General features: G+C 52.5%; 24 protein-coding genes. 17 read left to right on the forward strand and 7 right to left on the reverse strand.

Features of this window, described 5'->3' with window-relative positions:
- Window position 1: 1 nt before the first annotated feature.
- The 3 genes from mecA (at window position 2) to pepF (ending at window position 3919) form a co-directional block, all read left to right on the forward strand.
- Entirely contained in the window at window positions 2–661 is a 660-nt protein-coding gene (gene mecA / locus KHA84_RS04415; RefSeq protein WP_213422316.1) for an adaptor protein MecA, read from the forward strand.
- A 246-nt stretch (window positions 662–907) separates the two neighbouring features.
- Window positions 908–2056: a competence protein CoiA gene (locus KHA84_RS04420; protein WP_213422317.1), complete on the forward strand. Its 1149-nt coding sequence runs from the start codon at window positions 908–910 to the stop codon at window positions 2054–2056.
- A 48-nt stretch (window positions 2057–2104) separates the two neighbouring features.
- Complete coding sequence (gene pepF / locus KHA84_RS04425) at window positions 2105–3919, forward strand: oligoendopeptidase F (protein ID WP_213422318.1); 1815 nt, start codon at window positions 2105–2107, stop codon at window positions 3917–3919.
- Between the two features lie 892 nt (window positions 3920–4811).
- Here pepF and KHA84_RS04430 read toward each other — a convergent pair.
- Together KHA84_RS04430 and KHA84_RS04435 are read right to left on the reverse strand one after the other, a co-directional pair.
- Window positions 4812–5609, reverse strand: a complete 798-nt coding sequence (locus KHA84_RS04430; protein ID WP_213422319.1) for a DsbA family protein — start codon at window positions 5607–5609, stop codon at window positions 4812–4814.
- The gene (locus KHA84_RS04435) at window positions 5606–6007 is read right to left on the reverse strand and encodes a globin domain-containing protein (RefSeq protein ID WP_213422320.1); all 402 of its coding nucleotides are present in this window, start codon (window positions 6005–6007) and stop codon (window positions 5606–5608) included. Before KHA84_RS04435 ends, KHA84_RS04430 begins: the two co-directional genes overlap by 4 nt.
- A 192-nt stretch (window positions 6008–6199) precedes the next feature.
- On the opposite strand from KHA84_RS04435, the gene KHA84_RS04440 reads away from it, so the two are divergent.
- Genes KHA84_RS04440 through KHA84_RS04455 form a run of 4 tightly spaced genes read left to right on the forward strand, consistent with a single transcriptional unit; the run spans window position 6200 to window position 8988 of the window.
- Window positions 6200–6583, forward strand: a complete 384-nt coding sequence (locus KHA84_RS04440; RefSeq protein WP_213422321.1) for a UPF0738 family protein — start codon at window positions 6200–6202, stop codon at window positions 6581–6583.
- A gap of 29 nt (window positions 6584–6612) precedes the next feature.
- The gene (gene yjbM, locus KHA84_RS04445) at window positions 6613–7287 is read left to right on the forward strand and encodes a GTP diphosphokinase (protein WP_213422322.1); all 675 of its coding nucleotides are present in this window, start codon (window positions 6613–6615) and stop codon (window positions 7285–7287) included.
- A complete protein-coding gene (locus tag KHA84_RS04450; protein ID WP_213422323.1) occupies window positions 7284–8087 on the forward strand; it encodes an NAD kinase in 804 nt (267 codons plus the stop codon). The genes yjbM and KHA84_RS04450 overlap by 4 nt, the downstream gene beginning before the upstream one ends.
- Window positions 8056–8988 carry an RluA family pseudouridine synthase gene (locus KHA84_RS04455; RefSeq protein WP_213422324.1) on the forward strand — a complete coding sequence of 311 codons (933 nt, stop codon included), beginning with the start codon at window positions 8056–8058 and terminating at the stop codon, window positions 8986–8988. Before KHA84_RS04450 ends, KHA84_RS04455 begins: the two co-directional genes overlap by 32 nt.
- Here KHA84_RS04455 and prpE read toward each other — a convergent pair.
- Complete coding sequence (gene prpE / locus KHA84_RS04460) at window positions 8978–9721, reverse strand: bis(5'-nucleosyl)-tetraphosphatase PrpE (RefSeq protein ID WP_213422419.1); 744 nt, start codon at window positions 9719–9721, stop codon at window positions 8978–8980. The two genes, KHA84_RS04455 and prpE, sit on opposite strands and share 11 nt — an antisense overlap.
- 125 nt (window positions 9722–9846) lie before the next feature.
- Between prpE and mgtE the strand changes: the two genes are divergently transcribed.
- Both mgtE and KHA84_RS04470 read left to right on the forward strand, forming a co-directional pair.
- Entirely contained in the window at window positions 9847–11220 is a 1374-nt protein-coding gene (gene mgtE, locus KHA84_RS04465; RefSeq protein ID WP_213422325.1) for a magnesium transporter, read from the forward strand.
- 47 nt (window positions 11221–11267) lie between these two features.
- Complete coding sequence (locus KHA84_RS04470) at window positions 11268–11666, forward strand: hypothetical protein (protein ID WP_213422326.1); 399 nt, start codon at window positions 11268–11270, stop codon at window positions 11664–11666.
- Between the two features lie 125 nt (window positions 11667–11791).
- On the opposite strand, the gene KHA84_RS04475 is transcribed toward KHA84_RS04470, so the two are convergent.
- Window positions 11792–12253 (reverse strand): CotY/CotZ family spore coat protein, encoded by a 462-nt coding sequence (locus tag KHA84_RS04475; RefSeq protein ID WP_213422327.1) that lies wholly within the window; start codon window positions 12251–12253, stop codon window positions 11792–11794.
- A gap of 131 nt (window positions 12254–12384) precedes the next feature.
- On the opposite strand from KHA84_RS04475, the gene KHA84_RS04480 reads away from it, so the two are divergent.
- The 6 genes from KHA84_RS04480 to KHA84_RS04505 all read left to right on the forward strand — a co-directional run bounded on the left by KHA84_RS04480 (window position 12385) and on the right by KHA84_RS04505 (window position 15190).
- Window positions 12385–12786 carry a hypothetical protein gene (locus tag KHA84_RS04480; protein WP_213422328.1) on the forward strand — a complete coding sequence of 134 codons (402 nt, stop codon included), beginning with the start codon at window positions 12385–12387 and terminating at the stop codon, window positions 12784–12786.
- The gene (gene spoVAC / locus KHA84_RS04485; RefSeq protein ID WP_213422329.1) at window positions 12786–13241 is read left to right on the forward strand and encodes a stage V sporulation protein AC; all 456 of its coding nucleotides are present in this window, start codon (window positions 12786–12788) and stop codon (window positions 13239–13241) included. The genes KHA84_RS04480 and spoVAC overlap by 1 nt, the downstream gene beginning before the upstream one ends.
- Entirely contained in the window at window positions 13235–14257 is a 1023-nt protein-coding gene (locus tag KHA84_RS04490; RefSeq protein WP_213422330.1) for a beta-ketoacyl-[acyl-carrier-protein] synthase family protein, read from the forward strand. The genes spoVAC and KHA84_RS04490 overlap by 7 nt, the downstream gene beginning before the upstream one ends.
- Window positions 14254–14616: a stage V sporulation protein AE gene (gene spoVAE, locus KHA84_RS04495; RefSeq protein WP_213422331.1), complete on the forward strand. Its 363-nt coding sequence runs from the start codon at window positions 14254–14256 to the stop codon at window positions 14614–14616. The genes KHA84_RS04490 and spoVAE overlap by 4 nt, the downstream gene beginning before the upstream one ends.
- A 127-nt stretch (window positions 14617–14743) precedes the next feature.
- Window positions 14744–14920, forward strand: a complete 177-nt coding sequence (gene yjcZ, locus KHA84_RS04500; RefSeq protein WP_213422332.1) for a sporulation protein YjcZ — start codon at window positions 14744–14746, stop codon at window positions 14918–14920.
- A 12-nt stretch (window positions 14921–14932) separates the two neighbouring features.
- Complete coding sequence (locus KHA84_RS04505) at window positions 14933–15190, forward strand: stage VI sporulation protein F (RefSeq protein WP_092095985.1); 258 nt, start codon at window positions 14933–14935, stop codon at window positions 15188–15190.
- Window positions 15191–15242: 52 nt separating this feature from the next.
- On the opposite strand, the gene KHA84_RS04510 is transcribed toward KHA84_RS04505, so the two are convergent.
- The 3 genes from KHA84_RS04510 to KHA84_RS04520 all read right to left on the reverse strand — a co-directional run bounded on the left by KHA84_RS04510 (window position 15243) and on the right by KHA84_RS04520 (window position 16976).
- A complete protein-coding gene (locus tag KHA84_RS04510; protein WP_213422333.1) occupies window positions 15243–15671 on the reverse strand; it encodes a GNAT family N-acetyltransferase in 429 nt (142 codons plus the stop codon).
- 3 nt (window positions 15672–15674) lie between these two features.
- Window positions 15675–16190, reverse strand: coding sequence for a 2'-5' RNA ligase family protein (locus KHA84_RS04515; protein WP_213422334.1), 516 nt, complete (start codon window positions 16188–16190; stop codon window positions 15675–15677).
- 63 nt (window positions 16191–16253) lie between these two features.
- Window positions 16254–16976, reverse strand: a complete 723-nt coding sequence (locus KHA84_RS04520) for an alpha/beta hydrolase (protein WP_213422335.1) — start codon at window positions 16974–16976, stop codon at window positions 16254–16256.
- Between the two features lie 100 nt (window positions 16977–17076).
- Here KHA84_RS04520 and KHA84_RS04525 point away from each other — a divergent pair, with 100 nt between their 5' ends.
- Complete coding sequence (locus tag KHA84_RS04525) at window positions 17077–17658, forward strand: phosphatidylglycerophosphatase A family protein (protein WP_213422336.1); 582 nt, start codon at window positions 17077–17079, stop codon at window positions 17656–17658.
- Between the two features lie 98 nt (window positions 17659–17756).
- Window positions 17757–18755: a TAXI family TRAP transporter solute-binding subunit gene (locus tag KHA84_RS04530; RefSeq protein ID WP_213422337.1), complete on the forward strand. Its 999-nt coding sequence runs from the start codon at window positions 17757–17759 to the stop codon at window positions 18753–18755.
- Window positions 18756–18791: the final 36 nt, after the last annotated feature.

Genomic DNA, 18791 nt, shown 5'->3' on the forward strand with positions numbered 1-18791 from the left:
CATGGAAATCGAACGCATCAATGAAAATACTGTAAAGTTTTTCATTTCGTATATTGATATCGAAGAGCGCGGCTTTACACGTGACGAGATCTGGTATAATCGAGACCGCAGTGAAGAGTTGTTCTGGGAGATGATGGAAGAAGTCGACGAGGAAGCCGACTTCACCATTGAAGGGCCGCTTTGGATCCAGGTCCACGCAATGGATAAGGGACTCGAAGTGACAGTGACCCGTGCCCAGGTGACCCGTGATGGGAAACAGCTGGAGCCGCCATTCGGCCAGGAGGGAAGACGGATGTTCCAGGAGGATGAATCCTCTTACGCCGACCTCCAGAACCTCGACCAGTACGTCCCGGGTTTCCGGCAGGAAGAGGACGACTGGGAGGACGCAACTTTCCTTGTCGGTGAGTTTGATGACCTGATTCCGCTTTCGCAGATTCTGAAAGAAGAGGCACTGAGGACTTCGCTCCACTTGTTTGAGGACAGCTACTACCTCCACGTAGGCTTTGACGGCCTGGCTGGCGATGAGGAGGACCTCGACGACGTAGTCAGCGTGCTGACGGAATATCTGCAGCGGACGAATGTTACGATTCACCGGATTGAGGAATACGGAAAGACAATTATCGCCGAAGATGTCTTCGGCATAATCGCTGAACACTTCTGATTCCCGGGCTGTACGGACTACCGTGCAGCTTTTTCTTTCGGCGAAAAATTGCAAATAGGAAATGCGAGGATGCGGACTAAGAACCGCATCTTTTTATTTTGGGGCATTTAAAGAAGGCAAAATTTGATTTTGGGCGGATTTTAAATGCCAAGATTGGAAAATGACAGTTCAGGCGGGTCTTGGCGAAGTTGCCGGATCAGCTGTGCGGGCTTACAATGGCGAAAAGAAAGGGGGAATAGTCAGAATATGTTGGCGGCCATCTTGGAAAACGAGGTGCAATTTATCATTACCCAGGACATGACGAGGGAATCGCTCCACCAGATGAAAAACACACACCACTTCCGCTGTCCGCAATGCCGCAGTAAAATGTGGCTGAAAATTGGGGATGTCAGGATTCCTCATTTTGCCCATGCCGCGAGAAGCGATTGCAGGCGGATGTTTTCAGAAGGGGAGACGCCTGCCCATCTGGCGGGCAAACAGCAGCTTTATGAGATGTTCACGGGGCTCGGGCTCAGGACCGGCATGGAGACTGCGCTCACGCCAATTGGCCAGCGTCCCGACCTGCTTGTCGAATATGACGGCAGGGCGCATGCCATCGAATTTCAATGCAGCCGGATCTCCCCGGCCATTGTCCGCAGCCGGACGAAGGGATATGAGGAGGCAGGAATCATTCCTCACTGGATTCCTTCTGCACCTGAAAGCTGGAGTTCGACGGGACAGCCAATCAGGACCCTGTCCATCCCCGAGTTCTTACAACTGTTCATCCGCCGTGACGCAAAAAACGGCAACTTCCTGATGACCTATGATCCGGTAACAAGGCATTTCTATTACTTTGTCCATCCGATACACATCAGCGGCAATACATTTTTGGGCAAGATGGTCGCCATCCCATATACATTGCAAGGATTTCCGTTTGCTGTCCCCTCTCCCCTCGATGAGAGCACCTTCATGTCCTATATGAGAATGTATTCATCAAGACGCAAGTCCTATCTGAAGCGGCGGGTTCTGTCCAACCGAAAAGGGATTCGCGATCCATTGCTTCGGGCCTGTTATGAGAACCGGATCCATGCCGATCAGCTGTCTCCCCTGATCGGTGTTCCGACTTCCGGTGCGGATGCTTTCAAAGAGCACGACACGGAGTGGCAGGGGCAGTTCGTCTTTTTTGCCTTCGGTGCAGAAAGTGGGAAATCCGCAAATTCCGATTTGATCAGTGAGTTCCTGAAGTACGTACCGTCCCAAAGAGGGGACGGGGCTGCGGCTGTGTCGGCCTACTTGCAATTTCTTGAAGCAACAGGCGTCAGGGAGCTCCGGGACATCCTTGACTGCCATGAACTGCCCGAAAGCTCCCTTAGTTATCTTTGGAAGGAATTCCTTGCAAGCCATAGTGAATATTGAGAAAATGTTCATGAGTTTATTTTGGCTATCGAAGGAAGGGGCAATCTAATGACGACCGAACCAAAAAACGATGTGCTGACAAGGGACCAAGTCGCGGTTGAAGAAACATGGCGGCTTGAAGATATCTTTGCATCCGATGAGCTATGGGATGAAGAATACAAGGCAATTGAAGTGCTTTCCGAGAAAGCGGATACATTTCGCGGGACACTCGGCAATGGGTCCAGGGAGCTGCTTGCGGCGCTTCAATACCGTGACGAAATTTCCGAGCGGCTGCAGCGTCTGTACAGCTATTCACATATGCGCTACGACCAGGACACGGCAAACAGCACGTACCAGGCGATGGACAGCCGGGCAAAGGCGCTGTATGTCAGGGTCTCCACGAGCCTGTCTTATTTCGTTCCTGAATTGCTTTCAATTGACGAAAAGGAATTGAACCGCTTCATTGAAGAAGAAGAAGGCCTGAGGGTATACCGGCATGCTCTTGAGGAAGTGAACCGCCAGCGCCCTCACATTCTTCCTGCAGAGCAGGAGGCGTTACTTGCGCAGTTCTCAGAGGTCGCGAACGCTTCCTCCGAGACGTTCGGCATGCTGAACAATGCCGACCTTGAGTTCCCCGAGATCAAAGATGAACAAGGGAATGAGGTCAAGCTCACACATGGCCGCTATACGACATTCCTTGAGAGCAGCGACCCTTCCGTCCGCGAAGCCGCATTCCGCGCAATGTACGGCACCTACGGGAAGTTCCGAAACACCTTTGCTTCCACACTGTCCGGAGAAATCAAGTCGAACAATGTCAATGCACGCATCCGTAACTATGCTTCCGCACGGGAAGCGGCGCTTTCGAACAATCATATCCCGGAAGCTGTCTATGACAATCTCGTTTCGACGGTCAACGACAACCTCCATCTGCTGCACAAGTATGTTTCGCTTAGGAAGAAAGTGCTTGGCCTGGACCAGTTGCATATGTGGGACCTCTATACGCCGCTAGTCAAGGATACCGACATGAAAGTGCCATATGAGAATGCCAAACAGATGATGCTCGAAGGGCTGGCGCCGCTCGGGGAAGATTATGCGGACATACTGAAGGAAGGCTTGGAAAACCGCTGGGTAGACGTCCGCGAAAACAAAGGCAAGCGGTCAGGGGCCTATTCCTCCGGATCATACGGGACAAATCCTTATATCCTGATGAACTGGCAGGACAATGTCAACAACCTGTTCACACTTGCACATGAATTCGGCCACAGCGTACACAGCTACTACACGCGCAAGAACCAGCCGTTTGTGTACGGCGACTACACAATCTTTGTCGCGGAGGTCGCTTCGACCTGCAACGAAGCCCTTCTGAACGACCATCTCCTGAAAACACTGGATGATGAGCAAAAGAGAATCTACCTGCTGAATTATTGGCTGGAAGGCTTCCGCGGCACGGTATTCCGCCAGACGATGTTTGCGGAATTCGAACATGCCATCCATCAGCTTGACCAGCAGGGAGTTGCGCTGACTGCCGACAAACTGACGGAAGTGTATTATGAGCTCAACAAGAAATACTTTGGCGATGACATTGTCATAGATGAAGAAATCGGCTTGGAATGGGCACGCATTCCGCACTTCTACTACAATTATTATGTCTACCAGTACGCCACCGGCTATAGCGCCGCGGTCGCCCTCAGCAACAAAATCCTGGAAGAAGGGGAGCCGGCTGTTGAACGCTACATCAACCGCTTCCTGAAAGCGGGCTCCTCGGATTACCCGATCGAAGTCCTGAAACAGGCCGGGGTAGACATGACCTCCAGCCAACCAATTGAAGAAGCCTGCAGGGCATTCGGTGAAAAACTTGCCGAACTCGAAAAACTGCTCGGCTGACCGGACATCCCGATAGAATTAATGAGACTGCAGACAAATGAGGACCTCCCTCTTTGTCAGGAGTATTTATACGCAAAACGAAAGAATCAGAAGTCCACCCAAGGTGGACACAGACTGTAGACAAAGTGAGTGGATTACTCCTTTGTCTGCAGTTTTTTGTTTTCCGGAGAATCCCCGTATCGAATTGAAGCGGAGGTCCTGAAACTCCCCGAAATGCTGCCATTTCCTTCGTGCGAAACGTATTCGGGTATGCTTTTCCGTCCCGGGGGAATAGCGTGATCCGAAGTCCCCGCAGGACGCAGTCAGTGGAGCGCAGCTAATGCCGCTCAACGCCTGCGCCTTTGAGCGTCGACACCAAACTTCACTTTGGCGTCGGCAGCACCCGCGGACCAGCAGACGCCAAAGCGAAGAACGGCGTCTGTGGCCAAAAGCGCGAGCATTAGACGATAAAGCTCTTCCTGTGACCGAAGCGCAGTTTTGGTAAGCAAGAGCCCGCAGAGGAAACTCGGAAAATTATAGAAGAAAGGACCCCAAACAATAATAATGCTACACACGACTTTCGTAATTAAATAACAGAGGGCTCCGTTACTGAGCTTTCAGAACATTTTTGCTGCAATAACGATATTTAAATTGAAAACGCTCGCAATATGACAACCTTGTGAACTCTCATGTGAAATCTTGCGCAATCAATTATTTCGTGATAAGTTAAGAGCGTGAAATATTTCACGAAAACAAACACCCCTTTTGTTTGAACGTGAACATTTCCCCCATCCCCTTCGTGTAATACGAAAAAGCACCCGCTCCTCCCCCGGAGCGGGTGTCTTTTTGTCTTTTTAGAAACATACGGACCGGACAATAAAACCGGGACCCAACAGGATCCCGGCTGAATTCATTATAAGTCCATTTTTCTGCGCCAAAGGGTTGCACCCCGTACAGGCAGACATTCGATCCGGCGCTGGAGCAGGCGTTTTTTCAGCTCCCGCTCAGCAGTCCTCGTGCTTACCTTATAGATGGCGGCAATCTCACCGGTTGTCAGAGAGTCGAAACGCCGGAACAGTTCGTCGAGAGACGGGGGGACCGACTTCTTCATCTGGTCCCCGAGCAGCTCCTCCAGGACCTTTACATAGATTTCATAGTCATGGATGCCGTCCACCATCAGACCCTCGTCCTCAAAGTTGTTATTAAAGAAGACGAAGCTCGGAGCCTGGTGGACTTCCATCTCCCGCGAGATGTACAGATCACATTGGAAAGACTTTGCGGCATTGACCGAGCGGAAGTCCTGTGCGAACTCAGCTGTATCGATACCAATCAAATCAGCAATCTCAAGAAGGACTTCCGGTGTCGTGACATCGCGTTCTTTCAGAAAACGGTAGTCAAGAAGCCTGGACAGGTACTTGAATCCGGCCCGCTTGCCCTGAAACTCGGCCGCCTTGACGGCGACGGCAGGCAGGGCAGGGTGGGGGATGCGGGTATCATGGGGCCCCTGGCCAAGGCTCTTCTGTGGTGAGAGGCACGTCTTCATAATGATGCGGTAGGTAAAGTACTGTTCGTACTCCACCTGAAGGCGGCGGAGAACCGGGACCAGCCCGTAGCAGTCCGCATCAGTCGGATCGATGAAGACATACAGTTCAAGCGGTTTGGCCGAGTTCTCCGTGTCCAGGATCTCCGAAGCATTCGGCAGGAAGTTCAAACGGACCCCTCCTCACCCGGCCCGGTCCTGTTAACCATATGGTTTGCGGTCAGGATCAGCCGGTTATAGAAGTCTTCACGGATCTTCCCTTCCATGCCAACCTCGTCCATCGCTTCAGCCATACACTCAAGCCAGGCCTGCGCGCGGTCATAGGTGATCGGGAACGGCATGTGCCGCGCCCGCAGCATCGGGTGTCCGTGTTCTTCGGTATATAAATTGGGTCCACCCAGGAACTGGGTGAGAAACTGTTTCTGCTTTCGGGCGGTTTCAGTCAGATCATCTGGGAAAATGGGATAGAGCATCGGATGCCGGGCGACTTTCCCGTAGAACGTGTCGACGAGATCGGACAGCAGCTCCGGGCCGATCTCTTCATAAGGAATGATGGGTTTCCGGGTCATGATGCATGCTCCTTTGCTAACTCCATTGCCTGTAATTGTAGACTCATTCTATCAACCGGATTCCGGTTCTACAAATAAATCGATTTCCATCAGGCCTGCGGGAGTTCTTGCCCAGATAGGAACTGCGTGAGAATGCCTGCTGTGATAGACTGAAGTGAGATGAATTGTATGCATAGAAAGGACGAAGACATCGTGACCAATCAGCCAATCGTTCAGAGCGCCGGAGCTTCCGGCAATATAACCGAATTTACGCTCCGGGAAGGGACTGACCTCTCCGGAATGCAGCCTGCAGGAAGAATGATCACGGATACCGATTCCGGAACGTTCGTTTACTTGCTGGATGACGGGGAGCGGTTTGTCCATGTACATTTTCCTGAAGAAATCTGGCCGGGGATGGCGACAGCACTGCAAAGCGGTGAAACTCCTGTTCTCCTGTCCGGGCAACATCAGCTCGAGCTCGTGAACTTCGCAGATGAGCTGGAGATGCTGGTCTTTAATATCGAAGGCAATGACAATTACGGCGAGGCTTTCTCGACGGCGGTCGAGAAGGCATTCAGCCAGATCCTGAGCGCCTGAATTGCGCTGATTGAACGGGGGATTGATCAATGGGACAATGGGAACGTTTTCTCGAACCGTACAAACAGGCGGTCGATGAATTAAAGATTAAGTTAAAAGGCATGCGTGCACAATTTGCTACAGAGATTGAACACGCGCCGATCGAGTTTGTGACGGGACGGGTCAAGCCGCTGGCTAGCATTTATGACAAAGCATTGGAAAAAGGCATTCCTTTTGAACCATCCAAGTTGCTGGCCACTGAGATTCCTGACATTGCGGGCATGCGGATTATGTGCCAGTTTGTCGATGATATCGGAGTGGTCGTCGAAAGCATCAGACAACGCAAAGACATGACTGTAACAGAAGAGCGCGACTACATCTCGAAAAACAAACCGAGCGGTTACAGGTCTTATCATATGATCGTCGAATATCCGGTTCAGACTATTCACGGCGAGATTAAAATTCTCGTCGAAATCCAGATCCGGACGCTCGCGATGAATTTCTGGGCGACAATCGAGCATTCACTGAACTACAAGTATAAGGGTGATTTCCCAGAGGAGATTAAAGTGCGCCTCCAGAGCGCGGCAGAGGCGGCATTTTCGCTTGATGAAGAGATGTCAAAAATCCGGGATGAAATCCAGGAAGCCCAACGTTATTTCAGCACCTACAAGGGATATGCGAGGGACGATTTGGGGGAATCCGGTAAAGGAGGCAGCGATCGATGAGGTATTCGATTCAATCGCGGGGCGATGATCTTTCCAATGATCTGGCAGCACGGGCCAAACAGTATTTGACTGACTTCGGCCTTGTATACGATGAAAAGGAACCGGAAATCGTCCTGACGATCGGAGGAGACGGGACGCTTCTTCATGCCTTCCACCGATACCGCGACCGGCTGTCGGACACAGCATTTGTCGGTGTGCACACCGGTCATCTCGGCTTTTATGCCGACTGGCAACCGCCGGAAATCGAAAAGCTGGTGATTTCAATTGCCAAGCACGACTTTGATGTAATTGAGTATCCGCTTTTGGAAGTGGCCATACAGTACCGCAATGATATGAACGATGCTGTTTATCTGGCGATGAACGAGTCGACTGTCAAATCACCGGATGTCACACTCGTCATGGACGTTGAATTGAATGGAATGCCGTTCGAACGTTTCCGGGGTGACGGGCTTTGCGTCTCGACGCCATCAGGCAGCACAGCCTACAACAAATCGCTCGGCGGGGCGATCATCCATCCTGCCTTGCCCGCCATGCAGTTGACAGAAATGGCATCCATCAACAACCGGGTGTTCCGGACAGTCGGCTCGCCGCTCGTCCTGCCGGCCCATCACACCTGTGTTCTGAAGCCGGTGAAAGGGCCCGATTTTATGGTGACGGTCGACCATCTGCACCTCCTCCACAAAGATGTCAAGACGATCAGCTACCGGGTTGCGGACGAACGGGTCCGTTTTGCGCGCTTCCGGCCGTTTCCGTTCTGGAAGCGGGTCCATGACTCCTTCATTGACAGCGATGTCCGCTGATAACCGATTCAGGCTTTCCTACATTGCGAAGGCTGACGGTGTCGGATTACGGGACTTCCTGGCGGAGAGCGGCATTTCGCGCAGAACCCTGACTGCCGTCAAATATAGGGGCGGGGAAATATTGGTTAATGGCAAGGAAAAGACGGTTCGGCATACGCTTCGGGCCGGGGATGTGGTCACTGTCATTTTTCCGCCGGAAAAGCCGTCAGAAGGGCTTTTCCCGGAGAAAGGCAATCTTTCGGTGCTTTATGAGGACGAGTCATTGCTTATTCTGGACAAGCCGGCCGGGCAGGCGACCATCCCTTCAAGAGATGCGCCGTCCGGCACGCTTGCCAACTATGTTGCGGGAAGGTTTAGGACAGAAGGGACACCGGCGACGGTGCATATCGTCACACGGCTAGACCGTGAGACTTCTGGAATCGTCTGCATCGCAAAAAACCGCCACATCCATCATCTCATGTCAGAAAAGATGAAGGCGGGCGGCGTTCACAAGCGGTATGAAGCGATTGTGCGCGGCAGTTTCAGCAACTGCCATTTCTTTATCGATGAGCCGATCGGACGAAAAGAAGACAGCATCATCGAGCGGATGGTGCGTCCCGACGGCCAGCGGGCCACCACAGAAGTCCGGGTGTTGGAAACAGCCGGGCCCCGTGGCGGGGAATTTTCTCTGCTATCGGTAATTCTCCATTCGGGCAGGACCCACCAGATTCGCGTACACCTTGCCCATATCGGTCATCCGATAGAAGGAGATACGTTATACGGTGGCAGCACGGAACGGATCGGACGCCAGGCGCTCCATTGTGCCGGGCTGTCATTTAGTCATCCGCTCAGCGGCATACCTATTAAAATCGTCAGCGGCGTGCCGGACGACATGGCGGCAGCTGCCGACTTTAACAGGTAAATTCGCTGAATTTCTCCGGCTGAAACGGTTGCCTGGAAGGAACGCTCACCACCGTTTTTTCAGGATAGCGGAGGGCGCTCAATTTTCCGCCGAACACGCAACCGGTATCAATATTGACCGTATTGTTCGTAAAGCGGCATTCCGCGACGGGAGTATGACCATATACAATAAACGGTCTGCCTTTGTAGTGTTTTGCCCAGTCTCGCCTTAGCGGGCGGCCGTCTGGCAGGGTTTCGCCGGTAATGTCCCCGTACAAGACAAAAGTTCGCAGCCGGCTGCCCTCTTTCCTGCCGATCAGGTCCTCCCGGATCCCGGCATGGGCGATGATCAGTTTTCCGTCATCCAGCATCTGATAGAGCGGGAGCGATTCGTAAAAGCGGATATAACGCTTGCGGATATGCTCCCGCTCCTTTCCTGAGAGGGCTCCGAGTTCTGCTACTGTAGTTTCCAGACCGTGCTTTTGCTGGACGTTGTTGCCGAGCATGTACCGGTAAAGTTTGTTGCAATGATTTCCCGGGGAATAAATCAGTTGGCCGGCATCTTGCAGTTCAAATAGGAATTTCAGCATCTCAACTGACTTTGGGCCGCGGTCCGTCGCATCGCCGACAAAGGCGGGCAACCGGCCTTCCGGATGGATGCAGCGTCCGTTTGCCATGCGGTAGCCGAGTTTTTCAAACAGCTCCAGAAATTCTTCGTAGCAACCGTGAAGGTCACCGAATATATCTAACTTCAACATGAAAACACCTCATTCCGCACTGATGTTCAGAAAACGACTTTATTTGAGTCTACCCCATACTGCCGTTCTCCAACACGGCACATATAGATTTGCGGAAGGATTGATCGAAAGGAGGGCCCGGCATGCCGGAAGCACTGAATGAGCAGGAAGAGACTTATATTGACGAGGATCTGGTCACCCGATTATTGGAGGAAGGGGATCCCGAGGCATTCAGGGAGGAATTCCTCGCAGGCCACCCGTATGACCAGGCAAAATACTATGAAAAAGCCGGGCCCGAACTTCGCCGGAAAATGTACGAATTTCTATCGCCAAAGGAACTGGCGGAGATTTTCGAAGTATCCGAGATTGCGGACGACGAATTTGACGAATACCTGAGCGAAATGGATACCCGATATGCGGCGGACATGTTCGCCGGCATGTACGCAGACAATGCGGTTGACGTGCTGAATGAGCTGGATAAGTCCAAGGTCCTGACTTACCTGACCCTGATGGACGACGAGGACGCCGGTGAGATCAAGGACCTTCTGCATTACGAGGAGTACACGGCAGGCGCGATCATGACGACGGAATATGTCACGATCCCCAAAAATTCGACGGTCCGCTCCGCGATGACCATCCTGAGGAACGCGGCTCCTGACGCGGAAACCATCTATTACATTTTCGTCACCGATGATGAGAACCGTCTGGCGGGCGTCGTGTCGCTGAGGGATATGATCATCGCGGATGAAAATGCGATTGTCTCGGATATTATGAATGAACGGGTTGTCAGTGTATTGGTCAGCGATGACCAGGAGGAAGTCGCCCGTACGATGAAGGACTATGACTTCCTCGCGATGCCGGTAGTTGATTTTCAGCAGCATCTTATCGGGATCATCACGGTCGATGACATTATCGACGTCCTCGAAGAAGAGGCGTCCGACGACTACTCCAAACTCGCGGGTGTGTCGGATATGGACACCATCGACAGGGATCCGATTGCGGCGGCCAAAAAGCGCTTGCCCTGGCTGATCATGCTGACTTTTCTCGGAATGGTGACCGCTAATCTGATGGGCCGGTTTGAACAGACCCTCGACCAGGTCGCACTTCTTGCGGTTTTCATCCCGCTGATCGCAGGAATGGCCGGAAACAGCGGGACACAGGCGCTTGCTGTCGCTGTAAGGGGGATCGCGACAGGTGACATCGAGAAAGAAAGCAGAGTGAAGCTGCTGATTAGGGAAGCGGGGACCGGCCTCATCTCGGGGACGGTCTGCGGCATCTTTGTCGTCGGGCTGATTTATTTTTGGAAGCATGAGCTTGTTCTCGGGCTCCTGGTCGGCGTGGCGATCGTCTGTTCCATCTTTGTGGCGACGCTGGCCGGATCCTTTATTCCGCTTTTGATGCACCGTCTGAAAATCGACCCGGCCGTCGCATCCGGCCCGTTTATCACGACACTGAACGATATCATCAGCATCGTGATTTATCTGGGGCTTGCCACGATGTTCATTTCCCGGTTGTGACAGTTGGGTACCACCCGGCATACGATGGGGAAAAAGGATGTGAGCCCATGGCAGAACGAGACGGAGGGCCATTGCTGTTCGTGGATGCACCGCCTGTTTACTTTGTCACAGAGCCGGTCTATAGCCGGGAGACGGCAGAGGAGGAAGCTCATGACGGCGGGGAAGATGAAAGTACGTCAGTCTATGAACTCCCGAAGCGCCCCGAAGAAACAGCCAAGCTCCTCACCCAGCTGCGCTTCTTGTCGCGCCCGTTCCAGCGCGAGGTGTACCGCCCGATCCAATTCCGTTTAAAAGACGGTACAGTGGTCAATGGTGAAATCCTGAATCTTGAAGAAAGCAGATTCGCTGTCAAGGGCACCAGCGAAGAGAAAATCGAAATGGAAATATCCGTCGATGAACTGGATGCCATCTGGTGGAAAGGCAAGCCGTTCCCGTATGGAACATAAATAACTGAACAACCTGAAGCTGGCGGACTTTGCATCCGCCGGCTTTTTTCTTGGTCTAATTTCCCTTGAATACAAAAACACCGCCCGGACGATTCCGGACGGCGGGACACTCGAGGCGGCGGCGGTCAGTCGTACGGGCACAAGTCAACAAATACATCATCGACACAGATGATTCCGCAGAAGCAGCGGATATCGACTGTGACGCAAAGCCCGGTCGCTTTCCATGGGTTTGTATTAGGGGGTGCGCTTGGATCCTTGAAGACCGCGCGAAGCATGACACAGCAGTCGCCAATGATTTTCTCAACCCGGAAGCAAGTGAAGGAATAGGTTGAAGTGCCGGACTTTGTGCAATCAGGTTTAAACACCTTGAACGGCGTGCCGTCTTTCGTCAGCAGGTTGATGACCCGGGTATTGAACGCAGTCGGGTTGCCAAGACCGCCGAGCGGCTTTGTGAAACAGCTGGTCGGGCAGTCATCGCAGTAATCATCCGTACCGGCGTCCTGGATGTGCTTTACGGCTTTGACTACGTCGCACAGGCAGTGATCGAAGGAAGAGGAATCAAAATCTTTCTTTCCGCAACAGCTCATTTCTGAACACCTCCTCCCTGTTGGTCTCTGTCTACCATATGCACCACCCAGACAGGTGACCGGGCGAACGCACAGATTGCATAGGCATCAGCAGTGGCGGACATACTGAGTATTAAATGGGAGGTGGCGCCTTGAAACAGGTGTTTGCAATAGCGGGGACCTGCCTGCTGCTTGCGGGCTGCGGTTCCGGTGCCGGAGAGATCCGCGTTTCGGGCGGAGAGCCCGAGGAAAACCAAAAGGTCGAGAAAGTGCTCAAAGAAGAGGACGGCAGAATCGTCTCGGCCGTCGCGGTTTTCGTGGAGGAAGATCTTTTGGTCGGCGTACAGGTTAAACCGCTTAGCCGGTTCTCCAAGACCAAGATTGAAGAAGAACTCACCAAAGAAATGGAAAAGGCGTTCCCGGAAGAGACTGTCACCTTGTCGGCTGATCTGAAGATTTTTTGGGAAACAGATAAGCTGGACGAGCTCGAGGAGGAAGAAAAGTTGCATAAAAAAGTGGAAACGATCAAATCTCTCTCAAAGGAAGAGACCTGATGGACCGCCAGGCATACTCGCAGCTTGAACAGCAGATCACGCCCAAACCTCCTTTGGCCGTGAATCTGGTGAAGGCATTCGTGACAGGCGGAATCATCTGTGCCATCGGACAGGGAATCATGTACTTCTATATGTATTTCTTTGACTTCACGGAGCGCACTGCAGGCAATCCGACAGTAGCCACGATGATTTTCATCGCCATGCTGCTGACCGGTTTTGGAAAATACAAGCGGATCGCACAGTTTGGCGGAGCCGGGTCCGCCGTGCCGGTGACCGGATTCGGGAACGCAATGATTTCGGCAGCAATCGAACACCGCACGGAGGGATACGTGCTCGGGGTCGGCGGCAACATGTTCAAGCTGGCCGGATCGGTCATCGTGTTTGGCGTCTTTTCCGCATTTGTGGTTGCCCTCATTAAAACGATCCTCGTGAAGTTCGGGGTGGTCGGATGGTAGCAAGAGGTGTCATCCGGTTTGAAAGCAGGCCGACTATCCGTGCGGTTGCAGTGGTCGCAGGTCCGGCTGAAAAGAAGAACAGTCCGTTCAGTCAGCAATTTGACCGCCTGTACGACTCCGATCTATGCGGCCAGAAAACCAACGAGCAGGCCCACAGGCAACTGATCGAGGATGCGTGCGACCTTGCCCTGAACAAAGCAGAAAAGACGGTCAGCGATGCAGATTATCTCGTATGCGGGGATCTTGTAAATGAGATGACCCCTTCCAATTTTGCGGCAGCCTCTACAGGCTTGCCTTATATCGGGCTATTTTCGGCTTGTGCAACCTCAACATCCGCTCTAGCCTATGCCGCTTTGCTTTCGGAATCAGGTGCCTCATCACTCACACTGGCAGGAGCAGCCAGCCATCACAGTGCCATTGAGCGGCAGTTCAGATATCCGATCGAGTACGGATTCCAGAAGCCGCAGAATGCACAATGGACTGTAACGGCCGCCGGCATTGCTGCTGTAACCCCGCATGAGGCGGGTTATCCGTCAATCCGTCAGGCTACGATTGGCCGAGTCGTCGACTATGGCCTGACCGACCCGCTGAATATGGGCGCAGCCATGGCGCCGGCGGCGTTTGATACGTTCAGGAGGCATCTGGAGGCGGCAGGCGCGGAGCCTGAGGACTTCGATGTCATCATCACCGGCGACCTCGGTGCGATCGGAACGGAACTGTTCAGGAAAATGGCCTCGGAATCCGGATATGCAGTCGAAGAGGAGCGCTGGAGGGATGCCGGAAAAGAATTCTATGGAGGGAATCCGGATTTCTTCGCTGGTGCAAGCGGAGCGGGCTGTTCCGCGGCTGTCTATTTTTCTGACGTGTATAATCGAATGATGCAAGGGGAATACAGGCGTGTGCTCCTTATGGCGACGGGGGCTCTCCTATCTCCGCTTTCCTTCCAGCAGGGGGAGAGCATCCCGTGCACCTGTCATGCTATTGAACTGGTGATGGAAGAGGGGGGAAGCAGATGACGGCTTCTTTTTTGATTGCGTTTGTCATAGGCGGGCTGATCTGCGTGGTCGGACAATTGCTGTTTGATGTTGCAAAGCTTTCCCCCGGCCATACGCTGTGCCTGCTTGTCGTCTCGGGCGCGGTACTCGACGGATTTGGGCTTTATGAGCCATTAATTGATTTTGCTGGAGCAGGCGCGACGATCCCGATTACGTCTTTCGGAAACTCCCTTACGCACGGCGCCCTCCAGGAAGCGGAAAAGCATGGCCTTGTGGGCGTCATCACCGGCATGTTCGAAGTGACAAGTTCGGGGATCAGCGCCGCGATCCTGTTTGGTTTCATCGCTTCGCTACTGTTCCGTTCCAAAGGCCGTCCATAAATTCACAGTCCCGTTGCCAAACCGATGGCAATGGGCTTTTTTAGTATTCAAAAACAGCCGGGCAAGCGCCCTGCCACCAACCGATCTGCAGCCATACTCTACAAGGAACAGGAAAGGGGGGAGTGCAATGTTCGGTTACAATTACGGCGGCGGCCACGGCGGCGGCTTTGGCGGTGGCTGGGGCTGCGGCGGCTACGGTGGCGGTGGCTACGGCGGCGGAAAGTCCTATGGCGGTTCGATGTTCGTGCTGATCGTCATCCTGTTCATCCTGCTGATCATCGTCGGCAAAAGCTATAACTGCTAAGGAGGAGACGGGATGAACGAGTCGCTTTTCAAGAAAATCGAGAATAAGACCGGCGTCTCGATGGATGAACTGTTTGCACTGGCAAATGCAATCCAGCATGCCAATTTCCAGGATGAGCGTCAAGTCAGGAAAATTATCCGCAAAGTCGGGAAACTGGCGAAAAAAGACGTATCCAAACAGTTGGAAGACCAGATTGCAGAATCCATCCTGAAAAACGGCAATTCCCTGAATGTAGGGGATATCCAGCGGATGATCGATAAAAACGGCTGAGATGTAAGAAAAAATCCTCGCCAGACAATTGTGTCTGACGAGGATTTTTACTTTAGATCGTTTTTTCCATTACGCGATGGGGAATGCCGGCGTCCATAAATTCCGGAGATGTCACGGCGTAGCCGATCTTCTCGTAGAACGCGACGGCATGATTTTGTGCGTTCAGCCGGATTTTGCCGAGTCCGGCGTTTCGTGCATGCTCCTCCAGCATTACCATCATCTGCTGGCCAAGGTGCCGGCCCCGGTATTCAGGGAGGACGCAGACCCGCTCGACTTTACCGACACCGTCACCGATGTCCCGGATTCTGCCGGCAGCGATCGGATGCTCTCCGTCGTAGGCGATAAAATGTACGGCATCCTGATCCAAATCATCCAGCTCGATATGAATCGGAACGCCCTGTTCCTCGACAAACACCGCCTTGCGGACGGCGAAAGCATCCTCACGCTCTGTTTCAGTCGAAGCGAGCTTCAGGCTGACCATCGATCACTCATCTCCCGACAGTGTAAAGGTTTCGTAGACAGTCCACGAACCGTCCTCGAGCTGGTAAAGGAGATGGACACGATCAATCGTTTCCCGGTGCTGGAAGTTATCCATCTTCACTTGGCCGATGATGTCGTCATGTTCTCCGTCGGACATCTTCTGGGCAATCGTGATGTGAGGGACGTACTGATGATCTTCGGTGTTTTTGATGAAATCGAGGCTGAGGGCCTCGCGGAGACCAAGGATATCATCATTCGGCTCGATCTTGAGATAAATTGCATTTGTGATCGGAGCAAACGTGCTGGCTTTCACCACATTCAGCTCGAATGGTTTTTGCTTGGATGCAACCTCCAGTAATTCGTCGGCCGCCTCCTTCATTTCCTTCCCCTCAAGCGTGAAAGGGCCCAAGATAGTCATATGGGGCGGGATCAGGGCGTAGTGTGCATCATAGCGCTTGCGGTATGTGTTGGCCCTGTCCTGCAATTCTTTGGAAGGGAATGCAACAATTCCGTACTTCATGCGAAGACCTCCTTTGTATATTCTCCCTTAAGGATATCAGAAAGTTCGCCGATTGGTTAATCTTCACTTTCCGAAAGCAAACCTGAGGGCGCGTTCGAGATCGCGCTGCCAGTACTTCCAGGTGTGCTTGCCCTCAAATTCTTCATAGAATGACGAAAACCCTTTTTTCTCGATTAAATTCCTTAATTTTCGGTTGGGATTCAGAAAATCGTCAATCTCACCGGTGGTAGTCGGGACTTCCGTTTCACCGGTTCCGATAACCTGATAGATGTCGAAGGCTGCAGGGTCGGATACTGATTCGACAGCCTCCATGACCTGATCGTCCACATACGGAGAGTGGCAGACAACTTTTCCGAAACTGTTCGGGTATTTGCAGGCTGTCATCAGTGATACCGTTGCCGCAAGGGAGTCGCCGATCAGGCCTCTGCCGGCACCCATCTGGAAGGTCGGGAACTCCGAGTCGATGTACGGCACGAGCTCGTGGGAGATAAATCGGATGTAGTCGCGGTTCCGGTCACCATCCGGATGATACATCCTTCTCCGTTCGCTGACACTCTTGTAGGGGACGCCGACGACGATTAGCCGCTCGATTGCATCCTCTTCATAGAGCTTTTCCAGAAGCCTCGTCATCCTGCCGTATTGGAAATAGTCTTTTCCGTCCGATGCAATCAGCACCGAGTGTTTGTAAAGATCGGAGTAGTTCTCCGGAAGATAGACAAGCAGTTCCATCTCTTCTCCGAGAGCTTCGCTTTGTAATGTCAATTCGTTGATGCGTCCTTTTTTCAAGCCGTGTCCTCCTTACGGAACGTATAGATTAAATTGTAGCATACTGAATATTTACAGGTATAATGTGTGCATGCGTCCAACAAAGAAAGGGGAGATTGTCATGTTTGACCATAACAGGAAAGTCCCGTCCTCCGTCGTTACGAAAGCTGCAAAAGATGCACTTACACGCCGCGGGGTCAGTATCGAGGCCATAGCCAAAATCGTCTATGAGATGCAGGCACCATACAATGATGGCCTGAAGCTTGCCCACTGTATCGAATCCGTGGAAAGCGTTCTGGAAAAGAGGGAAGTGCAGCATGCGCTGCTTGTCGGCATCGAACTGGATGTACTTGCAGAGAAAAAGCAGTTGTCCGAGCCCCTTCAGTCGATCGTCGATTCGGACGAAGGTCTCTTCGGCGTTGATGAAACAATCGCACTCGGCGCGGTTTATACGTACGGCAGCATTGCGGTGACCACATTTGGCCACTTGGACAAAAACAAGATTGGGGTCATTAACCACCTCGATACGAAAAAAGGGATCGGTGTCCATACGTTCCTGGACGATCTAGTTGCGAGCGTGGCAGCGTGCGCCTCATCACGAATTGCCCACCGCACCCGGGATCTTGAGGAAAAAGGGAAAACGTTCAAAGCCTTGCCTCCGGAAGAGACGGCACCGGAAAGCAATGTGGACGGTGCGAAGTAATCGTTGAAGCGTTTCCAAGAAAGCGTTGACATGCGAAAATAGTCTCAGTAGAATGAAAACTAGTATGACTAACTAAATAGAGAAGGGGAGGACCAACCATGAAAAAGAAATTCCGATTCTTGACAATCCTCGGAATCATTTCGCTCTTTATGCTGGCGGCTTGTGGGGGCGGCGACAATGCCGACAGTGGCGACAGCGGCGAAAGCGGAGGAGATCAAGGCAGCAGCGATATTAAATTCCTCAGTATCCTGACAGGCGGCACGCAGGGCACTTACTACCCGCTCGGCGGCTCGTTCGCAGAGTTTATCTCGGATGAGACGGGCATCAAAACAACTGCGGAAAGCTCCCAGGCTTCTGCAGCCAACATGACAGCCCTTGCTGATGACACAGCTGAAATCGCATTTGTCCAGACGGATATCGCCTACTATGCAAACAAAGGTGAGCTGATGTTTGACGGACAGGCAATCGACAATGTTTCTGCGCTCGGCGCGCTTTACCCGGAAACAATCCAGCTTGTCACGACAGAAAAATCCGGCATCAAGTCTTATGACGATCTGAAAGGCAAGAAAATTTCTGTTGGCGCACCGGGTTCCGGTACTTATGCGAACGCGGAGCAGCTTCTTGAAATCCATGGTCTCACGATGGATGACATCGATGAGCAGAACCTTGATTTCGGTGAATCGACAGAAAGCCTCCAGTCCGGCCAGATCGACGCGGCATTCATCACTTCCGGTACACCGACAGGCGCCGTTGAAGGCCTGAACGCCACGACGCAGGTCTACATCGTACCGGTGGAAGATGCCAAAGCGGATGAACTGATCGAGAAATATCCGTACTATGCGAAAGATACGATTCCGTCCGGCACCTACGGTCTAACGGAAGACGTACCGACTGTGTCCGTTGGCGCGATGCTCGTCATCCAAAATGACATCCCTGATGATGTCGTGTACGACATCACAAAAGCGATCTACGAAAACACAGACAAGATTACACATGCCAAAGGTGAGCTCATCAAAGCCGAAAAAGGCCTTGAAGGCATCGGTATTCCTGTACACGCCGGTGCGCAGAAATACTTTGATGAAGTAAACGGCAACTGATTTCGCCGTGACATGCAGTGAAGCGATGAAGCCGTG

This window comes from Bhargavaea massiliensis (assembly GCF_018390575.1).
Classification (GTDB): domain Bacteria; phylum Bacillota; class Bacilli; order Bacillales_A; family Planococcaceae; genus Bhargavaea; species Bhargavaea massiliensis.

Excerpts from the sequence above, each read along its gene's own strand:
- mecA (WP_213422316.1), top strand. The coding sequence starts at position 2 with ATGGAAATCGAACGCATCAATGAAAATACTGTAAAGTTTTTCATTTCG.
- mgtE (WP_213422325.1), top strand. The coding sequence starts at position 9,847 with ATGCCGGAAGCACTGAATGAGCAGGAAGAGACTTATATTGACGAGGAT.
- KHA84_RS04490 (WP_213422330.1), top strand. The coding sequence starts at position 13,235 with ATGGTAGCAAGAGGTGTCATCCGGTTTGAAAGCAGGCCGACTATCCGT.
- KHA84_RS04510 (WP_213422333.1), bottom strand. The coding sequence starts at position 15,671 with ATGGTCAGCCTGAAGCTCGCTTCGACTGAAACAGAGCGTGAGGATGCT.
- yjbM (WP_213422322.1), top strand. The coding sequence starts at position 6,613 with ATGGGACAATGGGAACGTTTTCTCGAACCGTACAAACAGGCGGTCGAT.
- KHA84_RS04475 (WP_213422327.1), bottom strand. The coding sequence starts at position 12,253 with ATGAGCTGTTGCGGAAAGAAAGATTTTGATTCCTCTTCCTTCGATCAC.
- spoVAE (WP_213422331.1), top strand. The coding sequence starts at position 14,254 with ATGACGGCTTCTTTTTTGATTGCGTTTGTCATAGGCGGGCTGATCTGC.
- yjcZ (WP_213422332.1), top strand. The coding sequence starts at position 14,744 with ATGTTCGGTTACAATTACGGCGGCGGCCACGGCGGCGGCTTTGGCGGT.
- KHA84_RS04515 (WP_213422334.1), bottom strand. The coding sequence starts at position 16,190 with ATGAAGTACGGAATTGTTGCATTCCCTTCCAAAGAATTGCAGGACAGG.
- spoVAC (WP_213422329.1), top strand. The coding sequence starts at position 12,786 with ATGGACCGCCAGGCATACTCGCAGCTTGAACAGCAGATCACGCCCAAA.
- KHA84_RS04530 (WP_213422337.1), top strand. The coding sequence starts at position 17,757 with ATGAAAAAGAAATTCCGATTCTTGACAATCCTCGGAATCATTTCGCTC.
- KHA84_RS04450 (WP_213422323.1), top strand. The coding sequence starts at position 7,284 with ATGAGGTATTCGATTCAATCGCGGGGCGATGATCTTTCCAATGATCTG.
- KHA84_RS04505 (WP_092095985.1), top strand. The coding sequence starts at position 14,933 with ATGAACGAGTCGCTTTTCAAGAAAATCGAGAATAAGACCGGCGTCTCG.
- KHA84_RS04435 (WP_213422320.1), bottom strand. The coding sequence starts at position 6,007 with ATGACCCGGAAACCCATCATTCCTTATGAAGAGATCGGCCCGGAGCTG.
- pepF (WP_213422318.1), top strand. The coding sequence starts at position 2,105 with ATGACGACCGAACCAAAAAACGATGTGCTGACAAGGGACCAAGTCGCG.
- KHA84_RS04525 (WP_213422336.1), top strand. The coding sequence starts at position 17,077 with ATGTTTGACCATAACAGGAAAGTCCCGTCCTCCGTCGTTACGAAAGCT.
- KHA84_RS04455 (WP_213422324.1), top strand. The coding sequence starts at position 8,056 with ATGACTCCTTCATTGACAGCGATGTCCGCTGATAACCGATTCAGGCTT.
- KHA84_RS04420 (WP_213422317.1), top strand. The coding sequence starts at position 908 with ATGTTGGCGGCCATCTTGGAAAACGAGGTGCAATTTATCATTACCCAG.
- KHA84_RS04470 (WP_213422326.1), top strand. The coding sequence starts at position 11,268 with ATGGCAGAACGAGACGGAGGGCCATTGCTGTTCGTGGATGCACCGCCT.